A 19,270-nucleotide genomic window follows, 5' to 3' on the forward strand; every position below is an offset into this window, starting at 1 on the left:
CATGTCCCGTCCTGTATTGGCCAGCATTGATTTGCCGGCCTTGCGGCATAATTTGCAGATTGTCCGGCGTGCGGCTCCCGCCTCGCGCCTGTGGGCGGTGGTGAAAGCCAACGCCTATGGTCATGGCCTGTCGCGCGTCTGGAGCGCGCTGAGCGGCGCAGATGGCTTCGCGATGCTCAACCTTGAAGAGGCGATTCTGCTGCGCGAGCACGGCTGGAAAGGTCCGATTCTGATGCTCGAGGGGTTCTTCCACGCCGACGAGCTGGCGCTATTTGATAAATACCGCCTGACCACCAGCGTGCACAGCAACTGGCAGATTAAGGCGCTGCAGCAGGCGAAGCTCCACGCGCCGCTGGATATCTACGTCAAGGTCAACAGCGGGATGAATCGACTCGGCTTTATGCCGGATCGCCTCCATACCGTCTGGCAGCAGCTGCGGGCGCTGAATAACGTCAGCACCATGACGCTGATGTCGCATTTTGCCGATGCGGAAAATCCGCAGGGTATTATTGAGCCGATGCGCCGCATCGAGCAGGCGGCGGAAGGGCTCGATTGCCCGCGTTCGCTGGCGAACTCGGCGGCGACACTGTGGCATCCTGAAGCCCATTTCGACTGGGTGAGACCGGGTATTGTGCTGTATGGCGCATCGCCTTCCGGGCAATGGCAGGATGTCGCCAACAGCGGCCTCAAGCCGGTAATGACGCTCAGCAGCGAAATCATCGCCGTGCAGAATCTGCAGGCGGGCGAGGTGGTTGGCTACGGAGGGCGGTATCGGACGTCCGGCGAGCAGCGTATTGGGATTGTGGCCTGCGGTTACGCCGACGGCTATCCGCGCGTGGCGCCGGACGGTACGCCGGTGCTGGTGGACGGCGTTCGGACCCACACGGTGGGCCGGGTTTCAATGGATATGCTGGCGGTCGATCTAACGCCTTGCCCGCAGGCCGGGATCGGCGCGCCGGTCGAGCTGTGGGGCAAGGAGATCAAAATTGATGATGTCGCCAGCGCCTGCGGCACCGTCGGCTATGAATTAATGTGCGCGCTGGCGCCGCGCGTTCCAGTCGTGACAGGGTAACTTCCGTAAGCGGCGTCATTGGCCGGGCTTATCAGCCAGGATTTCCGGCAGCGGCCGGAATTCTGGCTTTCCGCTAACCCCCCTCAAGCAACACCCCGTCAGCCGGATGTCGGCAGCGCGGGTCCGCTTCGCACCCTCATATCGCGCACGTCGGCTCGACCATCGACGATCTCTTCGCAATCGCGCCTGCTCCTTGATTCGATTCCGTTGCCTGCTACGATCTGCTTAACGCCGACGGTAACATCAGCGACTGACGAGGTCTGGAAACAACCTCCATCACATGACTACAATGCCCCAGCGAGCCAACGGTCGTCATGTACAGAAAACAAAACGGACAGCGATATGCCAATGATGAGTTTTACCCGCCCTCTGATTAAAGCCGGTTCAAAAGTGGCCTCGCTGGTGAAAAAAATAGCGATTGCTCTGCTTATCGTGGTGACCGTTTTTATGGCCGGGCGTATTTACGAAACACAGCGTGGGCCCGCCCTGCATCCGTGGCATACCTGGGCTGCTGATGAAATGTCGGCGACGGAGATTGACCACGCGACCTTCGCTGGCTATCTGGCGCGAGAAGAGACGATTTTTCGCCAGATGAGAAGTCAGCTGACCAATACGCTTCAGGATGATGAAAAAACGCCGCTTAATCGTTTTTATGCCCAAAGCCAGGTCTATCCGCAACAGTTTCAGCCCGACTGGAATCGCTCCTTTGTGCTGTTGCCCGCGGGGACGCCGCGCGGCGCCGCGGTGTTGCTTCATGGCTTGACGGACTCGCCGTACAGCGTGCACTATCTGGCAAAAGCCTACCAGCAGCAGGGGTTCGTTGCCGTGGTGCCGAGGCTGCCGGGGCACGGTACTGCGCCGGGTTCGCTCACCGCCGTTGACTGGCAGCAGTGGATGGCGGCAACGCGACTGGCGGTACGCGAAGCCACCCGACTGGCCGGGGCGAACGTCCCGCTGCATGTTATCGGCTATTCCAACGGCGGCGCGCTGGCGCTGAAATATGCGCTCGACGCGCTGGATGATAACGCCTTGTCTCAGCCGCAGCAGATAGTCCTGCTGTCGCCGATGATCGGGGTGACCGCATTTGCCCGCTTTGCCGGGCTGACGGGGCTACCGGCGGTGTTTCCCGCTTTTGCGCGCGCGGCATGGCTTAACGTGGCGCCTGAGTTTAATCCTTATAAATACAATTCATTTCCGGTGAAGGCGGCCCGACAGTCGTGGCTGTTAACCCAGGCGCTGCAGGCGAAAATTGTCGAGGACTCCCGCAGCCAGCGGCTTGCTGCGCTGGCCCCGGTGCTGACTTTTCAGTCGGTGATGGACTCCACCGTCAGCACCAGGGCGGTGGTGGAGTCGCTGTATCGCTATTTGCCGGAAAACGGCAGCGAACTGGTGGTTTTCGATATCAACCAGGCGGCGAATCTGCGCGCGTTGTTTCGACCCGCGGTCTACTCTGCGCTCAACACGCTATTGCCGCCAGCGCCGCGCCGCTATCGCACAACGGTGATTACCAATGCCTCGTCCACGACGTACGATACCGTCGCGCGAACCACGCCAGCGGGCGCGCAAGAGGAGCAAGTGACGCGGCTGAACATCGCGTGGCCGCAGGATATGTATTCGCTGTCGCACGTCGCGGTACCTTTTCCGATGAGCGATTCTCTGTACGGTCGCGAGCCGACGGAGAAGAACCTTTACGGCATCAGTATCGGTACCATTTCGCTGCGCGGAGAGACCGCAACCCTCAGCGTAGGGCTGGATACGCTGATGCGCGTGACCTCTAATCCGTTCTTTCCGTTTATGATGGCGCGTATTGAGCAACATATTCACGGCGCTTTGCCGTCTGCGCCTGAATCGGGATTATAATGCACAGGAGCTCCGTTTATTTCTCGGGCTGAATGATTAACGTTGATTTTTTTAAGGAAAAAACTATGCAACATTGTCGGCTGGTGGTGTGGGGTACCCTGATTATTTGCGCTACGGCGGTCCAGGCTGAAGATCATGTCTACGGTGAACAGCGCATCATCGGCTGGTGGGACTGGCTCCAAAATGATGTTTCGCAAACCTGGAATCAGCCGCAAAATTATGACCTGTATCTGCCGTTTCTCAGTTGGCACAACCGCTTAACCTACGATAAAGAGAAAACCGACAACTACAATGAGATGCCCTGGGGCGGCGGCTTCGGCGTCTCTCGCTATCACGATGATGGCGACTGGAGTTCGCTGTACGCCATGATGTTTAAGGATTCGCATAACAAGTGGCAGCCGATAATCGGCTACGGCTGGGAGAAGGGCTGGTATCTGGATAGCCGCCAGGATTTCCGCCTTGGTCTCGGCGTGACCGCCGGGATCACCGCCCGTGATGATTTCGCGAATTACGTCCCCTTACCGATAATTCTGCCTTTATTTTCCGCAAGCTATCAGCGGCTGAGCGTACAGTTCACCTATATTCCCGGCACCTACAATAACGGCAACGTCCTGTTTGCCTGGCTGCGCTATGGTTTTTAAACCCGGCCGCCAGGGAGGGCGCCGGTAATTTAAAGGGTGATCACTTTTTTAGCGACGGAGTGGGATAGCACCAGCATTGAAATCAATACCGAGACGACAAACGTCAGGACAATCAGCATTAATTTTGTGGTCAGCGAACCGATAGGGATAAGGGCGCTCAGCAGATGAAAAATGGAGTAATGGAGGATATAAACCCCGGTCATCGTTTTGCTGACTGCCGCCAGGATACTCTCTTTAAACTCGCTGTTTTTACGGAAACGGACGCCGTTGGCCGCAATCACCAGCGCGACCACCAGAATATAAATTTGTGAACCGGTGAGAATGAACGCATTTCTGTCGGCCTTGAACAGGGCGAAAAAGAAATGACGCTCGTAAAACCAGGTGAAAAGATAAATAAAGGGTATGGCGCACATCGTGGCTTTGATAACGCTATCGCGGTTAAGCCAGCGCACCACCAGCGGGTCGTTAAACAACTGGCCGGTTAAATAGAACAACAGCCAGGTCCACAGACGATACTGCGGTGGCAAAGTTAGCGGATGAACGTTGGGCCAAAGGACCGCCAGCAGGTCGTAGCCATAGCAGAAAAGCAGTAACACAAACACCACGCTAAAGAAGACCCTTCTGCGCAGGCTTAGCCACTCGACCAGCGGGTGGAAGGTATAAATCACGATAAAGGCGAAGACAAACCATGGCTGGATAAGATAGCCGCGCTGGTAGGGCTCAAAGAGGTAGTAAATCGTCATCCAGAAAAGAAAGACGATCACCACGCTTTTAATTTTCCCCATCTGCCAGCTCGCGTTATGTCGGGACTGAGCATCGAGATAGCCCGCCACCACAAAAAACAGCGGCGTGGCGATGGTCGAGATAAAGGTCAGAAAACCGAGGATCCAGTGATAGTCGTAATCATACCGATCCCAGGTGTTATAGATGGTAAAGAAGGTGACCGCCGTCATGCATCCCAGCGTTTTAATAATATTTAACCCGGTGGTGTTCATTGTGGTTGCCGCATATCCTTAGGGTGAAAACAGGCGTAAATAACCGGAAGAACCAGTAGCGTCAGAATGGTCGCAAAACCCAGCCCGAACATGATAACCACCGCCATACTCTGGAAGAAGACGTCCAGCAGCAGCGGCGCCAGCCCGAGCACGGTGGTAAAGGCCGTGAGCAGTATAGGGCGTAAGCGCGAGGTTGCCGCATAGATAATTGCCTCGTGCTGCGGTTTTTCCTGTTTTTGTTGTTCAATCTCTTCAACCAGCACGATGCCGTTACGGATAAGCATGCCGCTCAGGCTAAGCAAACCGATAAGCGCCATAAAGCCGAAGGGAATGCCGGTGATTAAAAAGCCCGGCGTCACGCCGATCAGCGCCAGCGGCACGGTCAGCCAGATGGCAACGGCATTTTTCAGCGAGCTGAACATCAGCACGGTGATGACGAACATCACCAGATAACCTAATGGCAGGGTGGTGAACAGCCCCTGCCGCGCTTCGCTGGAGTTCTCCGCATCGCCTCCCCACTCAATACTGTAGCCATGCGGCAGACTGAGCGCGTTAATTTGCGGCTGGACTCGCGCCAGAATATCGCCCGGGGTTTGATGGCTCAGTGGGTCGGGGTCGGTCATCACCGTGAGGACGCGGCTGCGGTCGCGGCGGAGAATTAACGGGTCTTCCCATTCGAGGTTAAAGCCGCTGACGACGTTGCTCAGCGGAATGTACTGCTGACGGCTCTGGCTCCACACCAGGACGTTTTTCAGATGGTTGGCATCCTGACGTTCGGTGGCCGGCGGGCGTACCACCACCGGCAGCAGATCGGCGCCTTCACGATACAGCCCGACGCGGCTACCGCTGAAATTCATTTGTAGCGCACTGTCGATATCTTGCTTATCCACCCCCAGCTCGCGGCCGAGGACCGGCGAATACTGCGGACGGATGGTTTTACTGCGGTTTTGCCAGTCGTTACGCACGCTGCCGACGGCCGGATCCGCCGCAAGGATCGTGCTGACCTGGCTGGCTATCAGCCGCAATCTGTCGGGATCAGGGCCTTTAATACGCACCTCGATGGCGCTATCGCTGGATGGACCAAACATCACCCGCTTGCTGCTGGCATTCACCTGCGGATAGTGGCGGGCAATATAGGCATCGACGTGGCGAGTGAGGGGGTCAATGCTGCGCTGGTCAGCCATGCGCACCATGATCTGCGCATAGTTGCTGTACTGCCGCTGGCCGCTGTAGGTAAGGATGAAGCGCATGCTGCCCTGACCGATGGTCGCCACGGTAGTGACCACGCCCGGCTGGCCGTTAATCGCGGTTTCGATATCGCTGGTCATTTTTTCGGTGGCGGCGATATCGGTGCCGTAGGGCAGCCACAGGTCAACAAAGAAGACAGGCGTATTGGATGACGGGAAAAAGTTCTGTCGTACCGAGCCAAATCCCCAGACCGCGCCGACCAGCAGCGCGGCCATCACCGTAAGGGTGACGGTTTTTTGCCGCAACAGGGCGTTGAGGATCTGCTGATAGCTGCGGTAAAAGCGTCCGCGATAAGGATCGGCCTCAGCGGCTGGCGTCGGGGATGCCGCGCCTTTAAACAGCCACCATTTGATCAACACCGGGGTAATGGTGAGCGCCGAGAACCAGCTGAGCATCAGGGAGATGAGCAGCACCTGGAACAGCGATTTACAGTATTCCCCCGTCGAGTCCTGTGACAGACCGATAGGCGCGAAGGCGAGGATGGCTATCACGGTCGCCCCCAGCAGGGGCAGGGCGGAACGACGGATAACGTAGTTGATGGCGTTCAGCAGCGTTGACCCCTGCTGGCGGGCAATCAGCACGCCTTCGACAATCACGATGGCGTTATCGACCAGCATGCTGAGGGCGATAATCAGCGCGCCTAGCGAGATCCGCTGCAGCTCAATGCCCCACAGGTACATAATCAGCAGCGTGCCCAGCACGTTGAGGGCCAGCGAAAACGCAATAATAATACCGCTGCGCACGCCCATAAAGATCAGCAGAACGCCGACGACAATGGCCAGCGCCATTAAGAAATTAGTGATAAAGCCGTTAACCGAGTGGCCGACTTCAGCCGCCTGATCGTAGAACAGATCGAGGTGAATCCCGGCGGGTTTTTCCGCCGACATTTGTGCCAGTCTGGCCTCCAGCGCGTGGCCCACATCGATGACGTTGACGCCGGGAATGAACGAGACGCCCATGGTCACCGCCTGGCGGCCGTTGGCGTGGTAGAGGCTGGTCGGGGATTCGCTCAGGCCACGCGAGATGGTGGCAATATCCCGCAGCCGGGTCGCCGCCCCGGTGCCGTGCGGGTTGATCGGCAGATCGCCCAGTTCGTCGATATTCTCAAATTCCCCGGTCGGATGCAGGCGAATGGACTCGCTACCGGATTTAATCTCCCCGGCGCTGGAAACGACGTTCAGGCGGCTGAGAATGGCGGAAAGCTGGTTTAGCGTAATGCCGCGGGCGGCCATTTTGGGTAAAGAGATATCAATATTAATCTGCTGGGGGAGTGCACCGCCGATGGCGACCTTGCCAACGCCGGGCACCAGTACCAGTTCCCGACGCAGCTGCTCGGCATAACGGACCAGCTCGGGATTGGTAAAACTGTCGCCGGAAATGGCAAAGAAAAAGCCAAACACGTCGCCGAAATCATCGTTCACGAAGGGGGTGACCACGCCCGGAGGGAACAGACGGGCCGCATCGCCCACCCTGCGCCGCAGCTCATCCCAAATTTGCGGCAGCTCGTTGGAGTGGTAATTCGAGGCGATATTCACCGTAATCTGCGAGAGCCCGTTGGACGAAATAGAGCTGACGTTATCCAGATAAGGCAGCTGTTGCAGGGCATTTTCCAGCGGCAGGGTGACCTCTTCTTCGACCTGTTGCGCCGAAGCGCCAGGATAGTGGGTAATGACCACCGCCGTTTTAATGGTAAAGGCCGGATCTTCCAGACGGCCGATATTGAGCAGGGCGAAAATACCGCCAATGCCCAGCAGCAGAATGGTTAACCAGATGCGAACGGGATTATTAATAAACTGACGAGAGATATCCATTAAAGTCCTCGTTCACGCGTCCAGATTCGAACCGGCTGTTGGGCATGCAGTTCGCTTACGCCAGCCGCCACAACGCGCTCGCCGGCGCTGAGCCCGTCGGTAATAACCACCCCCTGGGTGGTGACCTGCCCGACGCTCACTTTGCGATCCTCAAGATGCAGCTGTTCGCCATCGCCCTTAATCACCCACACGTGCGGCTCATTGCGCGGATGATTATCGGGATTGAACACCGCCTCGACCGGCACCACCAGCGCCTCGCGACCGGTGTTGGCGGGCAGATTCGCCAGATTCACCGTCACGGTCCCGCTGACGCCGCCCACCGCGGGGAAATCGGCCGGACGCGGCATGGTCAAAATCACCTGCCACGTCAGGGAATGATTGTCGCTGCTGCCGGAATGCTCTTTGTACTGAGCGGTAAACTGGCGATCCGGCAGGGCGTTGATTTTCACTAGCGGACGATACTGCGCGTTGCGAATATCAAAGGCGCTAAACAGATTTTCCGGGATGCTAAAGACCACGTCGAGCAGATCGCTACGCGTCAGGGTCACCACGGTCTGCCCGGCGGCCACCACCTGGTGATTGCGCACCGGTACGCTGGCCGCTACCCCGCTAAACGGCGCCTTTAGCGTCAACTGGTCGAGTTCTTCGCGGGCAATTTTCAGCGCGGCATTTGCCGAGTCGCGGCTGGCGCGCTGGATGTCCATTTCTGCTTTTGAAATAGCCTGGCGACCGGCGAGGGTCTGAAAGCGGTCAAACTGCCGCTGCGCGAGCGTGGCGGCAGTTTGTCGTTCATTGAAACGCTGTTGGGCTTCCCGCGCGTTGAGACGGGCGAGGACCTGTCCTTGCGTAATGTTGGCGCCCTGGCGCACATCGAGCGATTCCACCAGGCCGCCGCGTTTAAATGAGAGATCCGTAGAGTCCCCGGATTCGATGCGCGCGGGGAAAACACGCTGCTGTGAATCCCCGACCGCAGTCACCTCAGCGGCTTTCACCATCCGTGGCAGCGGTGTAACCTGCGGCGCTTTCTGGTCGCAAGCTGTTGTTATCAAAATAACAACAGGAATGAGAGAAAAATAACGGTTCACTGTATTCCCCGCAAAGCTAAAAGATTTATTTTACATATTGGTTACAACCGGCGGATTTATTCAGCCAGGGCAGAGACGACGAGATAGGTGAATAATCCTGTCGCCGTACAGGCAATGATTGCCAGGGCGATAAACAGGCTCAGGCGAACCAGACTATAGCCAAACATCGCTCCTCCTTTAGTGATGGATATATAGTAAGTAAATCCTCATATACCTAATTATGGGGTGGTTTTTGTAATCGTTACAGCTCCTGATTATGAGGATAGTCGTAGAAAAGCGGAAATGTTAAAAAGAGTAAAAATCGCCCTGATGTCGACGCTTTGGCGGCGTTTTCAGCCGAATTGACTGAAGGGGGGTATCTCAGTGATATTTTTCAATATATTAATTGGTGGCTTAATCATGTTAACCGTCCTGTGCTACGTTTAATCATACCGATTATTGTGCCAGCTTTGTTCCTGAGATTTTTTCCGCAACACGTGTCGTAGGAAGTTGTTCGCCATCTATTCTATTGGTAATAAAAGGATTGTCTGTATGTATAAAAATATTCTGGTCCCGGTTGATGTCTTTGAGATTGGCCTTGCCGACAAGGCGCTATCCCACGCTCAGTTTCTTGCGCAGAGCGCTTGCGGGAAAATTCACCTGTTGCACGTAAATCCTCTGTTTTCCCCGGTGCTGACGCGTGGATTTATTTCTGATGCGCGAAAAATGGAAGACTATCTGGTTAAAAACGCTGAGGAAAAACTTGCCGGGTTGGCCAAAAAGTCCACCCTGCCGGAAAGTGACATCCAGATTCATGTCCGTAGCGGCAATGTTCGCGATGAAGTGATCAAACTGGCTGACGAGCTGCAGGCGGATGTGGTGATTATTGGCTCGCGAAACCCCAATATTCAGACCCATTTGCTGGGTTCTGAGGCGGCAGGCATCGTTCGTTATGCCCACGTGCCGGTTTTTGTCGTGCGTTAGGGGCGGCCTGATGCTGTTCTGATTTCCGTTACAGGAGTGAGGAGATAACTATGAGTACAGACAAACCGGCTGGCCCGTTCTATAAGCTTTCCGTCGATGAAACCCTGACCCGCACCAACAGTTCCTCCGAAGGTATTAGCAGCGCAGAAGCGGCCTCGCGACTCCAGCAGTACGGCGAGAATGCGTTACCCCAAAAGCCAGGCAAACCCGCGTGGCTCCGTTTCCTGGCCCATTTCAACGATGTCCTGATTTATGTCCTGCTGGCGGCCGCGCTGCTGACTGCGGTCATGGGGCACTGGGTCGATACTCTGGTGATTCTGGGCGTCGCGGTGATCAATGCCCTGATTGGACATATTCAGGAAAGTAATGCGGAAAAATCGCTGCAGAGCATTCGTAATATGCTGGCCAGCGAGGCGGTGGTGATCCGCCAGGGGAACCATGAAACGGTAGCGACTACCGCGCTGGTGCCGGGCGATATCGTGGTGATCCGCGCGGGCGACCGAATCCCTGCCGACCTGCGGGTTATCGAAGCCCACAACCTACGCGTGGAAGAAGCGATACTCACCGGCGAGTCGACGGTGGTGGAGAAAAGCACCGAGGCGCTGAGCGGAGATCTTCCCCTCGGCGATCGCACCAACCTGCTGTTTTCCGGTACCACGGTCAGTTCCGGCGGTGGTAAAGGCCTGGTGGTGGCGACCGGCGGCGATACCGAACTGGGCCATATCAACCAGATGATGGCGGATATTGAAAAGCACCGTACGCCGCTGCTGGTACAGATGGATAAGCTCGGCAAAGCCATCTTTATTATTATTCTGGTGATGATGGCCGCGCTGTTCGTCTTCAGCCTGCTGTTCCGCGATATGCCGGTTTCAGAGCTGATGCTCTCGCTGATTAGCCTTGCGGTGGCCTCGGTGCCGGAAGGTTTGCCGGCGATTATCTCGATCATTCTCTCTTTAGGCGTGCAGACCATGGCGCGGCAGAAGGCGATCATTCGTAAGCTGCCGACCGTTGAGACCCTCGGGGCGATGACGGTAATTTGTTCGGATAAAACCGGGACGCTGACCATGAACGAGATGACGGTTAAAGCCGTCATTACGGCGGATACCGTCTATCGGGTGGAAGGCGATAGCTATGAACCGATAGGCAATATCCACCCGGTCGACGGGGCCGGGCCGGTTGTGGTGGCGCCCGGTACGCTGCTTGAGCGCTATTTGAGAACCATTGACTTATGTAATGACAGCCAGCTTATCAAGGATGAAAGCGGGTTATGGAAAATTACCGGCGGCCCGACGGAAGGGGCGCTGAAGGTGCTGGCGGCGAAAGTCGCGCTGCCGGCGGTGGCAACCGAATTGCGCAGCAAGATCCCTTTCGATTCGCAATATAAATATATGTCGACGCTCTATCGGATCGGTAATGAAGAGATGATCTTAATCACCGGCGCTCCGGATGTGCTGTTCCGGCTTTGTCAGCAGCAGCAGACGGAGGAGGGCCTGCAGCCGCTGAATCAGCCCTACTGGGAAGCAAAAATTGAAGAGTACGCGCGGGAAGGGTTGCGAATGGTCGCGGCGGCGTGGAAGCCTGCGGCCAGCGGACAAAGCGAGCTGACCCATCAGGATCTGCAGCAGGGCGTCATTCTCCTCGGTATTGCCGGGATGATGGATCCGCCGCGTCCGGAAGCAATTACGGCGATTGGCGACTGCCTGCAGGCGGGGATTCGCGTGAAGATGATCACCGGCGATCACCCGCAAACGGCGATGAGTATCGGCAAAATGCTGGGCATCGGCAACGCCAGCACGGCCATTACCGGGCGCGAGCTGGAGGTGATGGACGACCAGCAGCTCAGCGAAGCCGCGCAGAAGTTTGATATTTTCGCCCGTACCAGCCCGGAGGATAAATTCCGTCTGGTGCAGGCGCTGCAGAGTAAAAAAGAGGTCGTGGGGATGACCGGTGACGGGGTGAACGATGCTCCGGCGCTGAAGCAGGCTGATGTCGGGATCGCGATGGGCATCAAGGGAACCGAGGTGACCAAAGAGGCGGCCGACATGGTGCTGACGGATGATAACTTCGCCACCATTGCCAGCGCGGTCAGAGAAGGGCGGCGGGTGTACGATAACCTGAAGAAAACCATCCTTTTTATTATGCCGACCAACCTGGCGCAGGGGCTATTAATCATTATCGCGCTGCTGGCGGGGAACTTAATTCCTTTGACCCCGGTACTCATCTTATGGATGAACATGGCGACCTCCGCCACGCTGTCGTTCGGCCTGGCGTTTGAGGCTGGCGAGAAGAACATCATGGCGCGACCGCCGCGCGATCCTAAACTGCATGTTATGGATGGTTTCGCCATCTGGCGGGTGGTTTTTGTTGGCTCGATGATTGCCGTGAGCGCCTTTGTTCTGGAGGCCTGGCTCCAGCCGCGCGGCTATTCGCCGGAGTTTATCCGTACCGTTCTGCTGCAAACGCTGGTGACCGCCCAGTGGTTTTACATGCTCAACTGCCGCGTCTCCGACGGCTTTTCGCTGAGTAAAGGCTTACTGGCGAACAGAGGCATCTGGATCGTCAGCGGCGTTCTGCTGGCGCTGCAGCTGCTGATCATCTACGCGCCGTTTATGCAAATGCTGTTTGGCACCACCGCGCTGCCGTTCCGCTATTGGGTGATCACTTTTGTTATCGGCTTTGTGATGTTCCTGATTGTGGAGGTCGAAAAACCGTTAACCCGCAAATGGCGCACCGCCTGAGGCAAGAACGGCGTATCAATGGCCTTCAGGGCCGCTGATACGCCGTTGATTAGCTGATTCAGGCGCGATGTGGTAGGTGGTGCTGTCATCAACACCGTGCCATCATCCTTCGTCAGCGAGCGGACAGAGGCGGATCACACCGCCTCATCTTCCGCCACGCGTACCCCGACCTTCAGCACGTGGTCTTCCTCTTTCTCCGCCACCGTCCACAGCATTCCGGCAAACTCCACCTGGTCACCGACCACCGGCGCAGCGCCAAGCAGATCCTGAATCACATCCCCCAGCGATTGCTGGCGTTCGCGAAACTCTTCCCCGCCGTCAAGACCGTAAATTTGCGCCACATCGGCGAATTTAGCGTTGGCGTCGAGAATAAAGTCGCCGAAGAAGCGCTGGTCGAGCGCCACCGGCGGCGACTGGCTGAACATTTTGCCCAGCGCCGGCAGGTCGTGCTCGCGTCCGATCACGCAGAGAATATCGCCTTCGAGCAGCCGGGTGCTGCCGGTCGGGTGCAGCAGAATATTGTCGCGGAACAGAGCGGCAATGCGGGTTTCCGGAGGCATATGCAGATCGCGCAGCGCCGCGCCGACGCACCATTTATCGGCGCTCAGCTGGTAAACAAACTGCTCCCAGGGATTTTCCGGATGGATATCCAGCCCGACGCGGGAAATGGGCCAGCCCACCGGCGGAACCACCACTTTGGCTTTTTTCGCCGCCCACGAGAGGGAGGTTCCCTGCAGCAGCAGGGAGACCAGCACCACGAAGAAGGCGACGTTAAAGAACAGGCGGGCGTTATCAAGACCGGCCATCATCGGGAAGACGGCGAGAATAATCGGCACCGCGCCGCGCAGGCCAACCCAGCTGATAAACACCCGTTCGCGCAGAGTAAAGCCGCGAAACGGCAGCAGGCCGGCAAAGACCGACAGCGGGCGGGCGACGAAAATCATCCACATCGACAGCAGCAGCGCCGGGATGGCGATAGGCCACAGGTCCGATGGCGTGAGCAGCAGACCGAGCACGAGGAACATGGCGATTTGCGCCAGCCACGCCAGCCCGTCAAAGTTCTGCAGGATCCCGTGACGGTTGCGAATCGGCCGGTTGCCGAGCAGGAAGCCGCACAGATACACCGCCAGAATACCGCTGCCGTCCAGCGAGGTGGTGACGGCAAAAATCATAATCCCGCCGCTTAGCGCCAGCAGCGGATAGAGCCCCGCAGGCAACACGATGCGGTTAATCATCTGCAACAGCAGATAGCCGCCGCCGAGACCAATGACGATGCCGAGGCCGAACTGCTGCACGATATGTACGGCAAACATCCAGCTCAGGCCGGTTTGATGCTGCTGAATCATCCCGATAAGGGTAATGGTCAGGAATACCGCCATCGGATCATTGCTGCCGGATTCAATCTCCAGCGTGGCGCCCACGCGCTCGTTCAGCCCTTTACCTCCGAGCAGCGAGAAGACCGCCGCGGCATCGGTGGAGCCGACAATCGCGCCGATCAACATCCCTTCGATAAGATTGAGATGGAACAGCCATGCGGCCATTATCCCGGTCAGACCGGAGGTGATCAGGACGCCAACGGTCGCCAGTGACAGGGCGGGCCAGAGGGCGACGCGAAACGAACTCGCCTGGGTGCGCATACCGCCGTCCAGCAGGATCACCGCCAGCGCCAGGTTACTCACCATGTAGGCGAAAGGGTAGTTGTCAAAAGGGATGCCGCCGATACCATCGACGCCAGCCAGCATACCGATGGTGAGGAAAATAACCAGAATCGGGATGCCAAGGCGTGAGGAAAAGGAACTCAATAAAATGCTACAGGTTACTAATACAGAACCCAGAATAAACAGACTAATGACCGCACCGGCGTCCAAAGTTGACGTACTCCTTACTGGCATAAAGGTTTTATGAAAGTGACATTATTTTAACTACCCGCAGAGTATCCGAAAATGTGTAACCGATGTTTTTATTCGGTCAGTACCGGATGCCCGCTGAGCGTTAAGGTGGTGGTGGCCGCGTTGTTCACCAGCAGCGCGTTCGCGCCGAGGGGCAGGGTCACGGTCCGCTGCTCGTGGCCGAAGTCCAGCCCGCTGATAAGCGGAACAGCGAGCTGCGCGCGGAGATAGTCGCAGACCTGCGGTAAATCATAGCCCGCGTCGTAATCGTTAGGCCGGGCGCCGGTAAAACTGCCGAGGACAATGGCGCGCTGAGCGGCGAGGATACCACTATTAAGCAGCTGCAACAGCATCCGTTCGACGCGGAACGGATGCTCGTTAATATCTTCCAGCAGCAGAATACCGTTGCTGATTTGCGGCAGCCACGGCGTGCCAATCAGCGAGGTTATCATCGCCAGATTGCCGCCCCACAGGGTCCCCTTGGCCCGGCAATCCGGTCCGTCGCCCTGCCACTCGAGGGTAAATTCCGGGCTGCGCAGCGCCTGCCAGAAGTGCTGTTCGGTAAACGGGTCCATGACTTCGGCGCCAAAGTTACCGGCCAGCATCGGACCGCTAAAGGTGATTATGCTACCCTTGGCCAGCAGACCCATTTGAATCGCTGTAAAATCGCTGTGTCCGCAAATGATTAGCGGGTTTTGCCGCTGGCGCGCAATGAGCGCCTGCCAGTCGATGTGCGGTAGCAGGCGGCTGGCGCCGTAGCCGCCGCGTACCGCCATCACGATGCGATTAGCGCCTTCGAGGGTCGCCAGCTGGTTTATGTCGTTCAGGCGCTCATGCTCAGTTCCGGCAAACCGCTGCTGGCGGCGGGGGATGACCTCCTGGTGCAGGACCTGATGCCCGGCTTCCTGCAGACGTTGAACGCCGCGGTGCGCTGCCTCCTGGTTGACGCAGTAACCTGAAGGGGCGACCAGATAAAACTGAGACATGACAATTCCTTGCTAAGAATGAAAGGGTTATCATGCCGCCTGGAGCGATTATTGTCATCTCCAGGCGGCAAACTTCAGCCAATAAGGATAGATGTGTGAAATTGAGATGGTGTGTTTTTATCGTTGTGTTGTTGGCCGGTTGTAGCTCAAAACAGGATTACCGTAACCCGCCGTGGAACGCTGAAGTTCCGGTTAAGCGGGCGATGCAGTGGATGCCTGTCAGTGAAAAAGCCGGCGCGGCGTGGGGCGTTGACCCGCAGCTGGTGACGGCGATTATCGCCATTGAATCCGGCGGCAACCCGACGGTCATCAGTAAATCCGGAGCGGTTGGCCTGATGCAGCTGAAACCCTCGACATCCGGGCGCGATGTCTATCGGCGCATGGGCTGGCGCGGCGAACCATCGGTCAGCGAGCTGAAAAATCCCGAACGTAATATTTCGATGGGCGCGGCCTATCTGAGTATCCTTGAAAATGGCCCGCTTGCCGGGATTAAAAATCCGCAGGTGATGCGCTATGCGGTAGTGGTCTCTTATGCTAACGGCGCCGGGGCGCTGCTGCGCACCTTCTCCGCGAATCGTCAGAATGCGATTGACGAGATCAACACTCTGGATGCCGATGAGTTCTTTGAGCACGTGGTGAAAAAGCATCCGGCTCCGCAGGCCCCACGCTATATCTGGAAGCTGCAGAAGGCGCTCGACGCTATGTAATCGCCTCCGCTCGCGCTGCGTTAACCGGGACACGCCCGGTGTTATCCGCAGAGCACAGCGCGAGCGGAACATTTTTCAGACAATTCTCAGAAGTCGTAGCCGACGGTGGCGATCACGCTGCGCCCGGCTCCCCAGTAGCAGTTGCCAGTTCCGTAGCAGCCGGAGAGAAACGCCCGATCGCCGAGGTTATTGGCATTAACCTGCACAAAAGCCCCTTTCAATGATGGCGACCAGACGCCGAGGTCGGCGCGCACCATCGCATCCAGTAAGGTGACCGACGGCAAGCGCTCGGTATTGGCGTCATCCGCCCACTGTTTCCCGATATAGCGAACGCCAGCCCCAACGCTGATCCCCGTCGGGAACTGATAGCGCGCCCAGAACGAGGCCATCTGATCCGGCGTCAGCTGCGGCGTGTTGGCGTTGGTTCCATCTTTGGTGTCCTGGAACTGCAGGCGGTTCCAGGTGTAGGAGGCAAGGGTGCTCAGCTCAGGCGTAATCTGGTTGCGCATCTCCAGCTCCACGCCCTGGGAATGGACTTTTCCCGCCGGAATAAAGGTCGCGGTGGCGATATTCGGGTCGCGCGTCGCCACATCTTTTTGCGTCAAATCGTAGATGGCAATGCTGTACATATCGGCGCTGCCCGGCGGCTGGAATTTCAGCCCCGCTTCCACCTGCTCTGCGGTCGTGGGCTTGAGCAGCGTTCCGTTGGCACCCGGCAACATGGCTGGCGTAATCGCCTGGCTATAGCTCAGATACGGCGAAAGGCCGTTTTCCAATGCATACAGCAGAGATGCCCGGCCGCTGATATGGCTATCGGCGCGGCGGCTGGAGGTGCCGAAGGTATCGCTGACCTGTTGCGAAACCAGGCGATCGTAACGGCCGGATACATCCAGGTGCCAGCGCGCCCAGACCATTTCGTCCTGCAGATAGAGCCCGGTCTGGTAGTAGCGGCGGTTATTGTTATCGCTGTAGGTCACGGTATGCCCGCTCTGCGCGGTATAGCCGCTGAACGGGTCGAAGGGTGATGCGCTGCCAGCGCCGGTCCACAGATCGTTGCGGAAACGGTGATACTCCCCGCCGACGATCAGCGTATGGGCCAGCTCGCCGGTGGTGAAATCGGCGCGCAGGCGGTTATCGGTAGACCAGGCATCCAGCGAGCCGCGCGAGCCGCTGTAGCCGCGCGCCAGCATATCGCTGTCATCAATCCAGCCGACCTGATACACCTGATCCAGCGAGACGTTGGTGTGGGTATAGCTCCCGGCGGAGTAGGCCGACCAGACGTCATTGAACTGATGAGTAAACTCGTAGCTGTAGATCTGCTCGCGGCGCCGATACCCGTCTGACGGGTCACCTTCATTGGTACCGGTGGCGAGCTTACGCCCATTGTGGGCATAGCGGGTGCCGTCCAGCGGCAGCGAACCGTGATAACCGCCCGACGGATCTTTTTGCAGGTAGGCGCGCAGCAGCAGCGAGGTATCGGTATCCGGTTGCCAGAGCAGGGAAGGCGAAATGGCATAGCGCTCTTCGCGGGTATTATCGTATTGAGTGTCGCTGGTGCGCGTCATACCGATAACCCGGTAAGCCCATTGATCGTTGAGGGCATCGGTATAATCGAAGGCGGCCCCTTTGGTGTTCTGCGTCCCGCCGCTGAGACGGAAATGGCCTTCCGGGGCAAACTGCGGACGTTTCGACGTCATATTCACCACCCCGCCCGGCACGCTCTGACCGTACAGCGCCGAAGAGGGGCCGCGGATGACGTCAACCCGTTCAATAAACCACGGATCGATTTGCAGGACGTTGTGGCTACCGCCATCGCTCATCAGGCGCATGCCGTCGAGAAACAGGTTATCAACATCGCCGCCGTGGTAGCCGCGCAACGACACCGTATCAAAGCGGGTTGCGCCGCCGCCGAAGCTGGAGTAAACCCCCGGGGTATATTCCAGCGCCTGACTGAGGGTATTGGCTCCCCGATCCGTCATCTGCTGACGGGTGATGACCGAGACCGACTGCGCGGTGGTAATCAGCGGCCGATCGGTTTTTGTCGCGCCGGTGGAGGTTCTGGCGCTATAGCCCTGCGTTGGCGAGACCGCCGAGTCGACGGGTTGCGCGGTGACGATAACCGTCTCTTCCGCCAGGCTGGCAAGCGGGAAGGCGGCGGCCAGCGCGTATAACAGCGCCGGGCGTTTGCAGATGACGCGAGCGGTCATGACATAATCCTGAGTTGACGTAGCCTGGTACTCCTGTACGCCGCTACGCAGTAAAAACGAAAGTGTCATCTTTCGTAAAAGTGTAATGCGAATTATTATCGCTTACTTTCTCGAGAACAAGCCGGTTTTTGTCACGCCCGCTGGAGAAAACCATGATAAATATCAGGATGATGCTACGTAATGGGCCCTTTATGCGCCCCGGGGAAAAGAGGGGGAGCCCGCGCCGGTGAATTCAGGTGGGGAACATGTTCAGCGACGGCAACTCCAGCCGATCAGCGCCCAGTCCCGGGCATCAACCTGAATGGTCTGCGGGTTTTGCTGCGGATACCACCGTGCGAGACGTTCCCGCTCGGCCGGGCTGAGCGCGCCGAACGCCGCCACCACGTTGCGCTCAAACAGCGGATAGCTGCTGTTATCCTGAGGGTCACCATCAATAAAGTCGACGCTGGCATGAATCCCCATTTGATACAGCACGTTCACGGCATACATATAGTTCGGCAGCGTCGCGCTGTCTCGTCCCAGCACGCGCAGGATAGTCGACGAGGCAAACCCAGGGTTAACCAGATGAGTGGTGTAGACCCGCAGTCGCGCCTGACGATCGAGCTTTTGCATCGCATCGCGCATATTCGCCACCAGGGTGGAACGGGAGGCCACGGCGATATCGCAGCGCGGCAGCCCCTCCCAGCTCTCTTCCCATGCCCGCTGGTGCCAGACCGCGTGGCGAACGCCTTGCGCCGTAGCCCGACGAGCGGCGACATCGAGCATTCCCTGGCTGTAATCGACGCCGCAGATCTCGTTGAGCTGGCTGGCCAGCGCCAGCGCGACGGTTCCCGGCCCGCAGCCCATATCAAACAGACTGCTGGCGCCGTGCAAATCGATTTTTGCCAGCAGTTGCCGCAGATAGCTGTCGATGACCGGGGCATCGACGATGGCGATGTTTTCCGCCCGGGCATCCCAGTGGGCGGGCGGTTTCTCTTTTCGCCCCGCCAGAGCGAGCTGCTGTTGGTAGAGGCGGGCAAAATCGATATCGTCAATCAACATAAGAGTCTTCCATCAACGCGGGTGACC

Annotated in this window: 13 protein-coding genes; 6 read left to right on the forward strand and 7 right to left on the reverse strand. The window is 57.8% G+C overall.

The genetic code is table 11. The annotated features are described in order from the left end of the window. The first annotated feature begins 1 nt into the window (after nucleotide 1). The 3 genes from dadX (at nucleotide 2) to pagP (ending at nucleotide 3,573) form a co-directional block, all read left to right on the forward strand. The gene (gene dadX / locus CWM52_RS00870; protein ID WP_100682366.1) at nucleotides 2–1,072 is read left to right on the forward strand and encodes a catabolic alanine racemase DadX; all 1,071 of its coding nucleotides are present in this window, start codon (nucleotides 2–4) and stop codon (nucleotides 1,070–1,072) included. Between the two features lie 348 nt (nucleotides 1,073–1,420). Then, nucleotides 1,421–2,932 carry an alpha/beta fold hydrolase gene (locus CWM52_RS00875; protein ID WP_165785329.1) on the forward strand — a complete coding sequence of 504 codons (1,512 nt, stop codon included), beginning with the start codon at nucleotides 1,421–1,423 and terminating at the stop codon, nucleotides 2,930–2,932. Between the two features lie 65 nt (nucleotides 2,933–2,997). Beyond that, nucleotides 2,998–3,573, forward strand: coding sequence for a lipid IV(A) palmitoyltransferase PagP (pagP, locus tag CWM52_RS00880; protein ID WP_100682468.1), 576 nt, complete (start codon nucleotides 2,998–3,000; stop codon nucleotides 3,571–3,573). A gap of 29 nt (nucleotides 3,574–3,602) precedes the next feature. Here the strand turns inward: pagP and CWM52_RS00885 are convergent, their stop codons facing one another. From CWM52_RS00885 to CWM52_RS00895, 3 genes are read right to left on the reverse strand one after another with little or no spacing between them, the layout of a single operon-like run. Beyond that, the gene (locus CWM52_RS00885; protein ID WP_165785330.1) at nucleotides 3,603–4,526 is read right to left on the reverse strand and encodes an acyltransferase; all 924 of its coding nucleotides are present in this window, start codon (nucleotides 4,524–4,526) and stop codon (nucleotides 3,603–3,605) included. 38 nt (nucleotides 4,527–4,564) lie between these two features. Beyond that, on the reverse strand, nucleotides 4,565–7,627 hold the full coding sequence (locus CWM52_RS00890) for an efflux RND transporter permease subunit (protein WP_100682369.1): 3,063 nt from the start codon (nucleotides 7,625–7,627) through the stop codon (nucleotides 4,565–4,567). Further along, nucleotides 7,627–8,712, reverse strand: coding sequence for an efflux RND transporter periplasmic adaptor subunit (locus tag CWM52_RS00895; protein ID WP_100682370.1), 1,086 nt, complete (start codon nucleotides 8,710–8,712; stop codon nucleotides 7,627–7,629). The genes CWM52_RS00890 and CWM52_RS00895 overlap by 1 nt, the downstream gene beginning before the upstream one ends. Nucleotides 8,713–9,243: 531 nt before the next feature. Between CWM52_RS00895 and CWM52_RS00900 the strand changes: the two genes are divergently transcribed. Further along, nucleotides 9,244–9,675 carry a universal stress protein gene (locus CWM52_RS00900; RefSeq protein ID WP_100682371.1) on the forward strand — a complete coding sequence of 144 codons (432 nt, stop codon included), beginning with the start codon at nucleotides 9,244–9,246 and terminating at the stop codon, nucleotides 9,673–9,675. A 50-nt stretch (nucleotides 9,676–9,725) separates the two neighbouring features. Beyond that, entirely contained in the window at nucleotides 9,726–12,413 is a 2,688-nt protein-coding gene (locus CWM52_RS00905; protein ID WP_100682372.1) for a cation-transporting P-type ATPase, read from the forward strand. A gap of 134 nt (nucleotides 12,414–12,547) precedes the next feature. Here CWM52_RS00905 and CWM52_RS00910 read toward each other — a convergent pair whose 3' ends face one another. Together CWM52_RS00910 and ldcA are read right to left on the reverse strand one after the other, a co-directional pair. Continuing rightward, a complete protein-coding gene (locus tag CWM52_RS00910) occupies nucleotides 12,548–14,281 on the reverse strand; it encodes a potassium/proton antiporter (RefSeq protein ID WP_100682373.1) in 1,734 nt (577 codons plus the stop codon). Between the two features lie 92 nt (nucleotides 14,282–14,373). After that, nucleotides 14,374–15,288: a muramoyltetrapeptide carboxypeptidase gene (gene ldcA / locus CWM52_RS00915; RefSeq protein ID WP_100682374.1), complete on the reverse strand. Its 915-nt coding sequence runs from the start codon at nucleotides 15,286–15,288 to the stop codon at nucleotides 14,374–14,376. Nucleotides 15,289–15,383: 95 nt separating this feature from the next. Between ldcA and emtA the strand changes: the two genes are divergently transcribed. Then, a complete protein-coding gene (gene emtA / locus CWM52_RS00920; protein ID WP_100682375.1) occupies nucleotides 15,384–15,995 on the forward strand; it encodes a membrane-bound lytic murein transglycosylase EmtA in 612 nt (203 codons plus the stop codon). 86 nt (nucleotides 15,996–16,081) lie between these two features. Here the strand turns inward: emtA and CWM52_RS00925 are convergent, their stop codons facing one another. Beyond that, on the reverse strand, nucleotides 16,082–18,202 hold the full coding sequence (locus tag CWM52_RS00925; protein ID WP_100682376.1) for a TonB-dependent siderophore receptor: 2,121 nt from the start codon (nucleotides 18,200–18,202) through the stop codon (nucleotides 16,082–16,084). Between the two features lie 249 nt (nucleotides 18,203–18,451). Then, a complete protein-coding gene (locus CWM52_RS00930; RefSeq protein ID WP_100682377.1) occupies nucleotides 18,452–19,243 on the reverse strand; it encodes a methyltransferase domain-containing protein in 792 nt (263 codons plus the stop codon). Nucleotides 19,244–19,270: the final 27 nt, after the last annotated feature.

The sequence above is a fragment of the Raoultella sp. T31 genome, from assembly GCF_002806725.1.
GTDB classification, from domain to species: domain Bacteria; phylum Pseudomonadota; class Gammaproteobacteria; order Enterobacterales; family Enterobacteriaceae; genus Klebsiella; species Klebsiella electrica.

Coding starts and splice junctions, on each gene's coding strand:
- CWM52_RS00900 (WP_100682371.1), top strand. CDS start 9,244: ATGTATAAAAATATTCTGGTCCCGGTTGATGTCTTTGAGATTGGCCTT.
- CWM52_RS00890 (WP_100682369.1), bottom strand. CDS start 7,627: ATGGATATCTCTCGTCAGTTTATTAATAATCCCGTTCGCATCTGGTTA.
- CWM52_RS00905 (WP_100682372.1), top strand. CDS start 9,726: ATGAGTACAGACAAACCGGCTGGCCCGTTCTATAAGCTTTCCGTCGAT.
- CWM52_RS00875 (WP_165785329.1), top strand. CDS start 1,421: ATGATGAGTTTTACCCGCCCTCTGATTAAAGCCGGTTCAAAAGTGGCC.
- CWM52_RS00885 (WP_165785330.1), bottom strand. CDS start 4,526: ATGACGGCGGTCACCTTCTTTACCATCTATAACACCTGGGATCGGTAT.
- CWM52_RS00925 (WP_100682376.1), bottom strand. CDS start 18,202: ATGACCGCTCGCGTCATCTGCAAACGCCCGGCGCTGTTATACGCGCTG.
- pagP (WP_100682468.1), top strand. CDS start 2,998: ATGCAACATTGTCGGCTGGTGGTGTGGGGTACCCTGATTATTTGCGCT.
- CWM52_RS00930 (WP_100682377.1), bottom strand. CDS start 19,243: ATGTTGATTGACGATATCGATTTTGCCCGCCTCTACCAACAGCAGCTC.
- dadX (WP_100682366.1), top strand. CDS start 2: ATGTCCCGTCCTGTATTGGCCAGCATTGATTTGCCGGCCTTGCGGCAT.
- ldcA (WP_100682374.1), bottom strand. CDS start 15,288: ATGTCTCAGTTTTATCTGGTCGCCCCTTCAGGTTACTGCGTCAACCAG.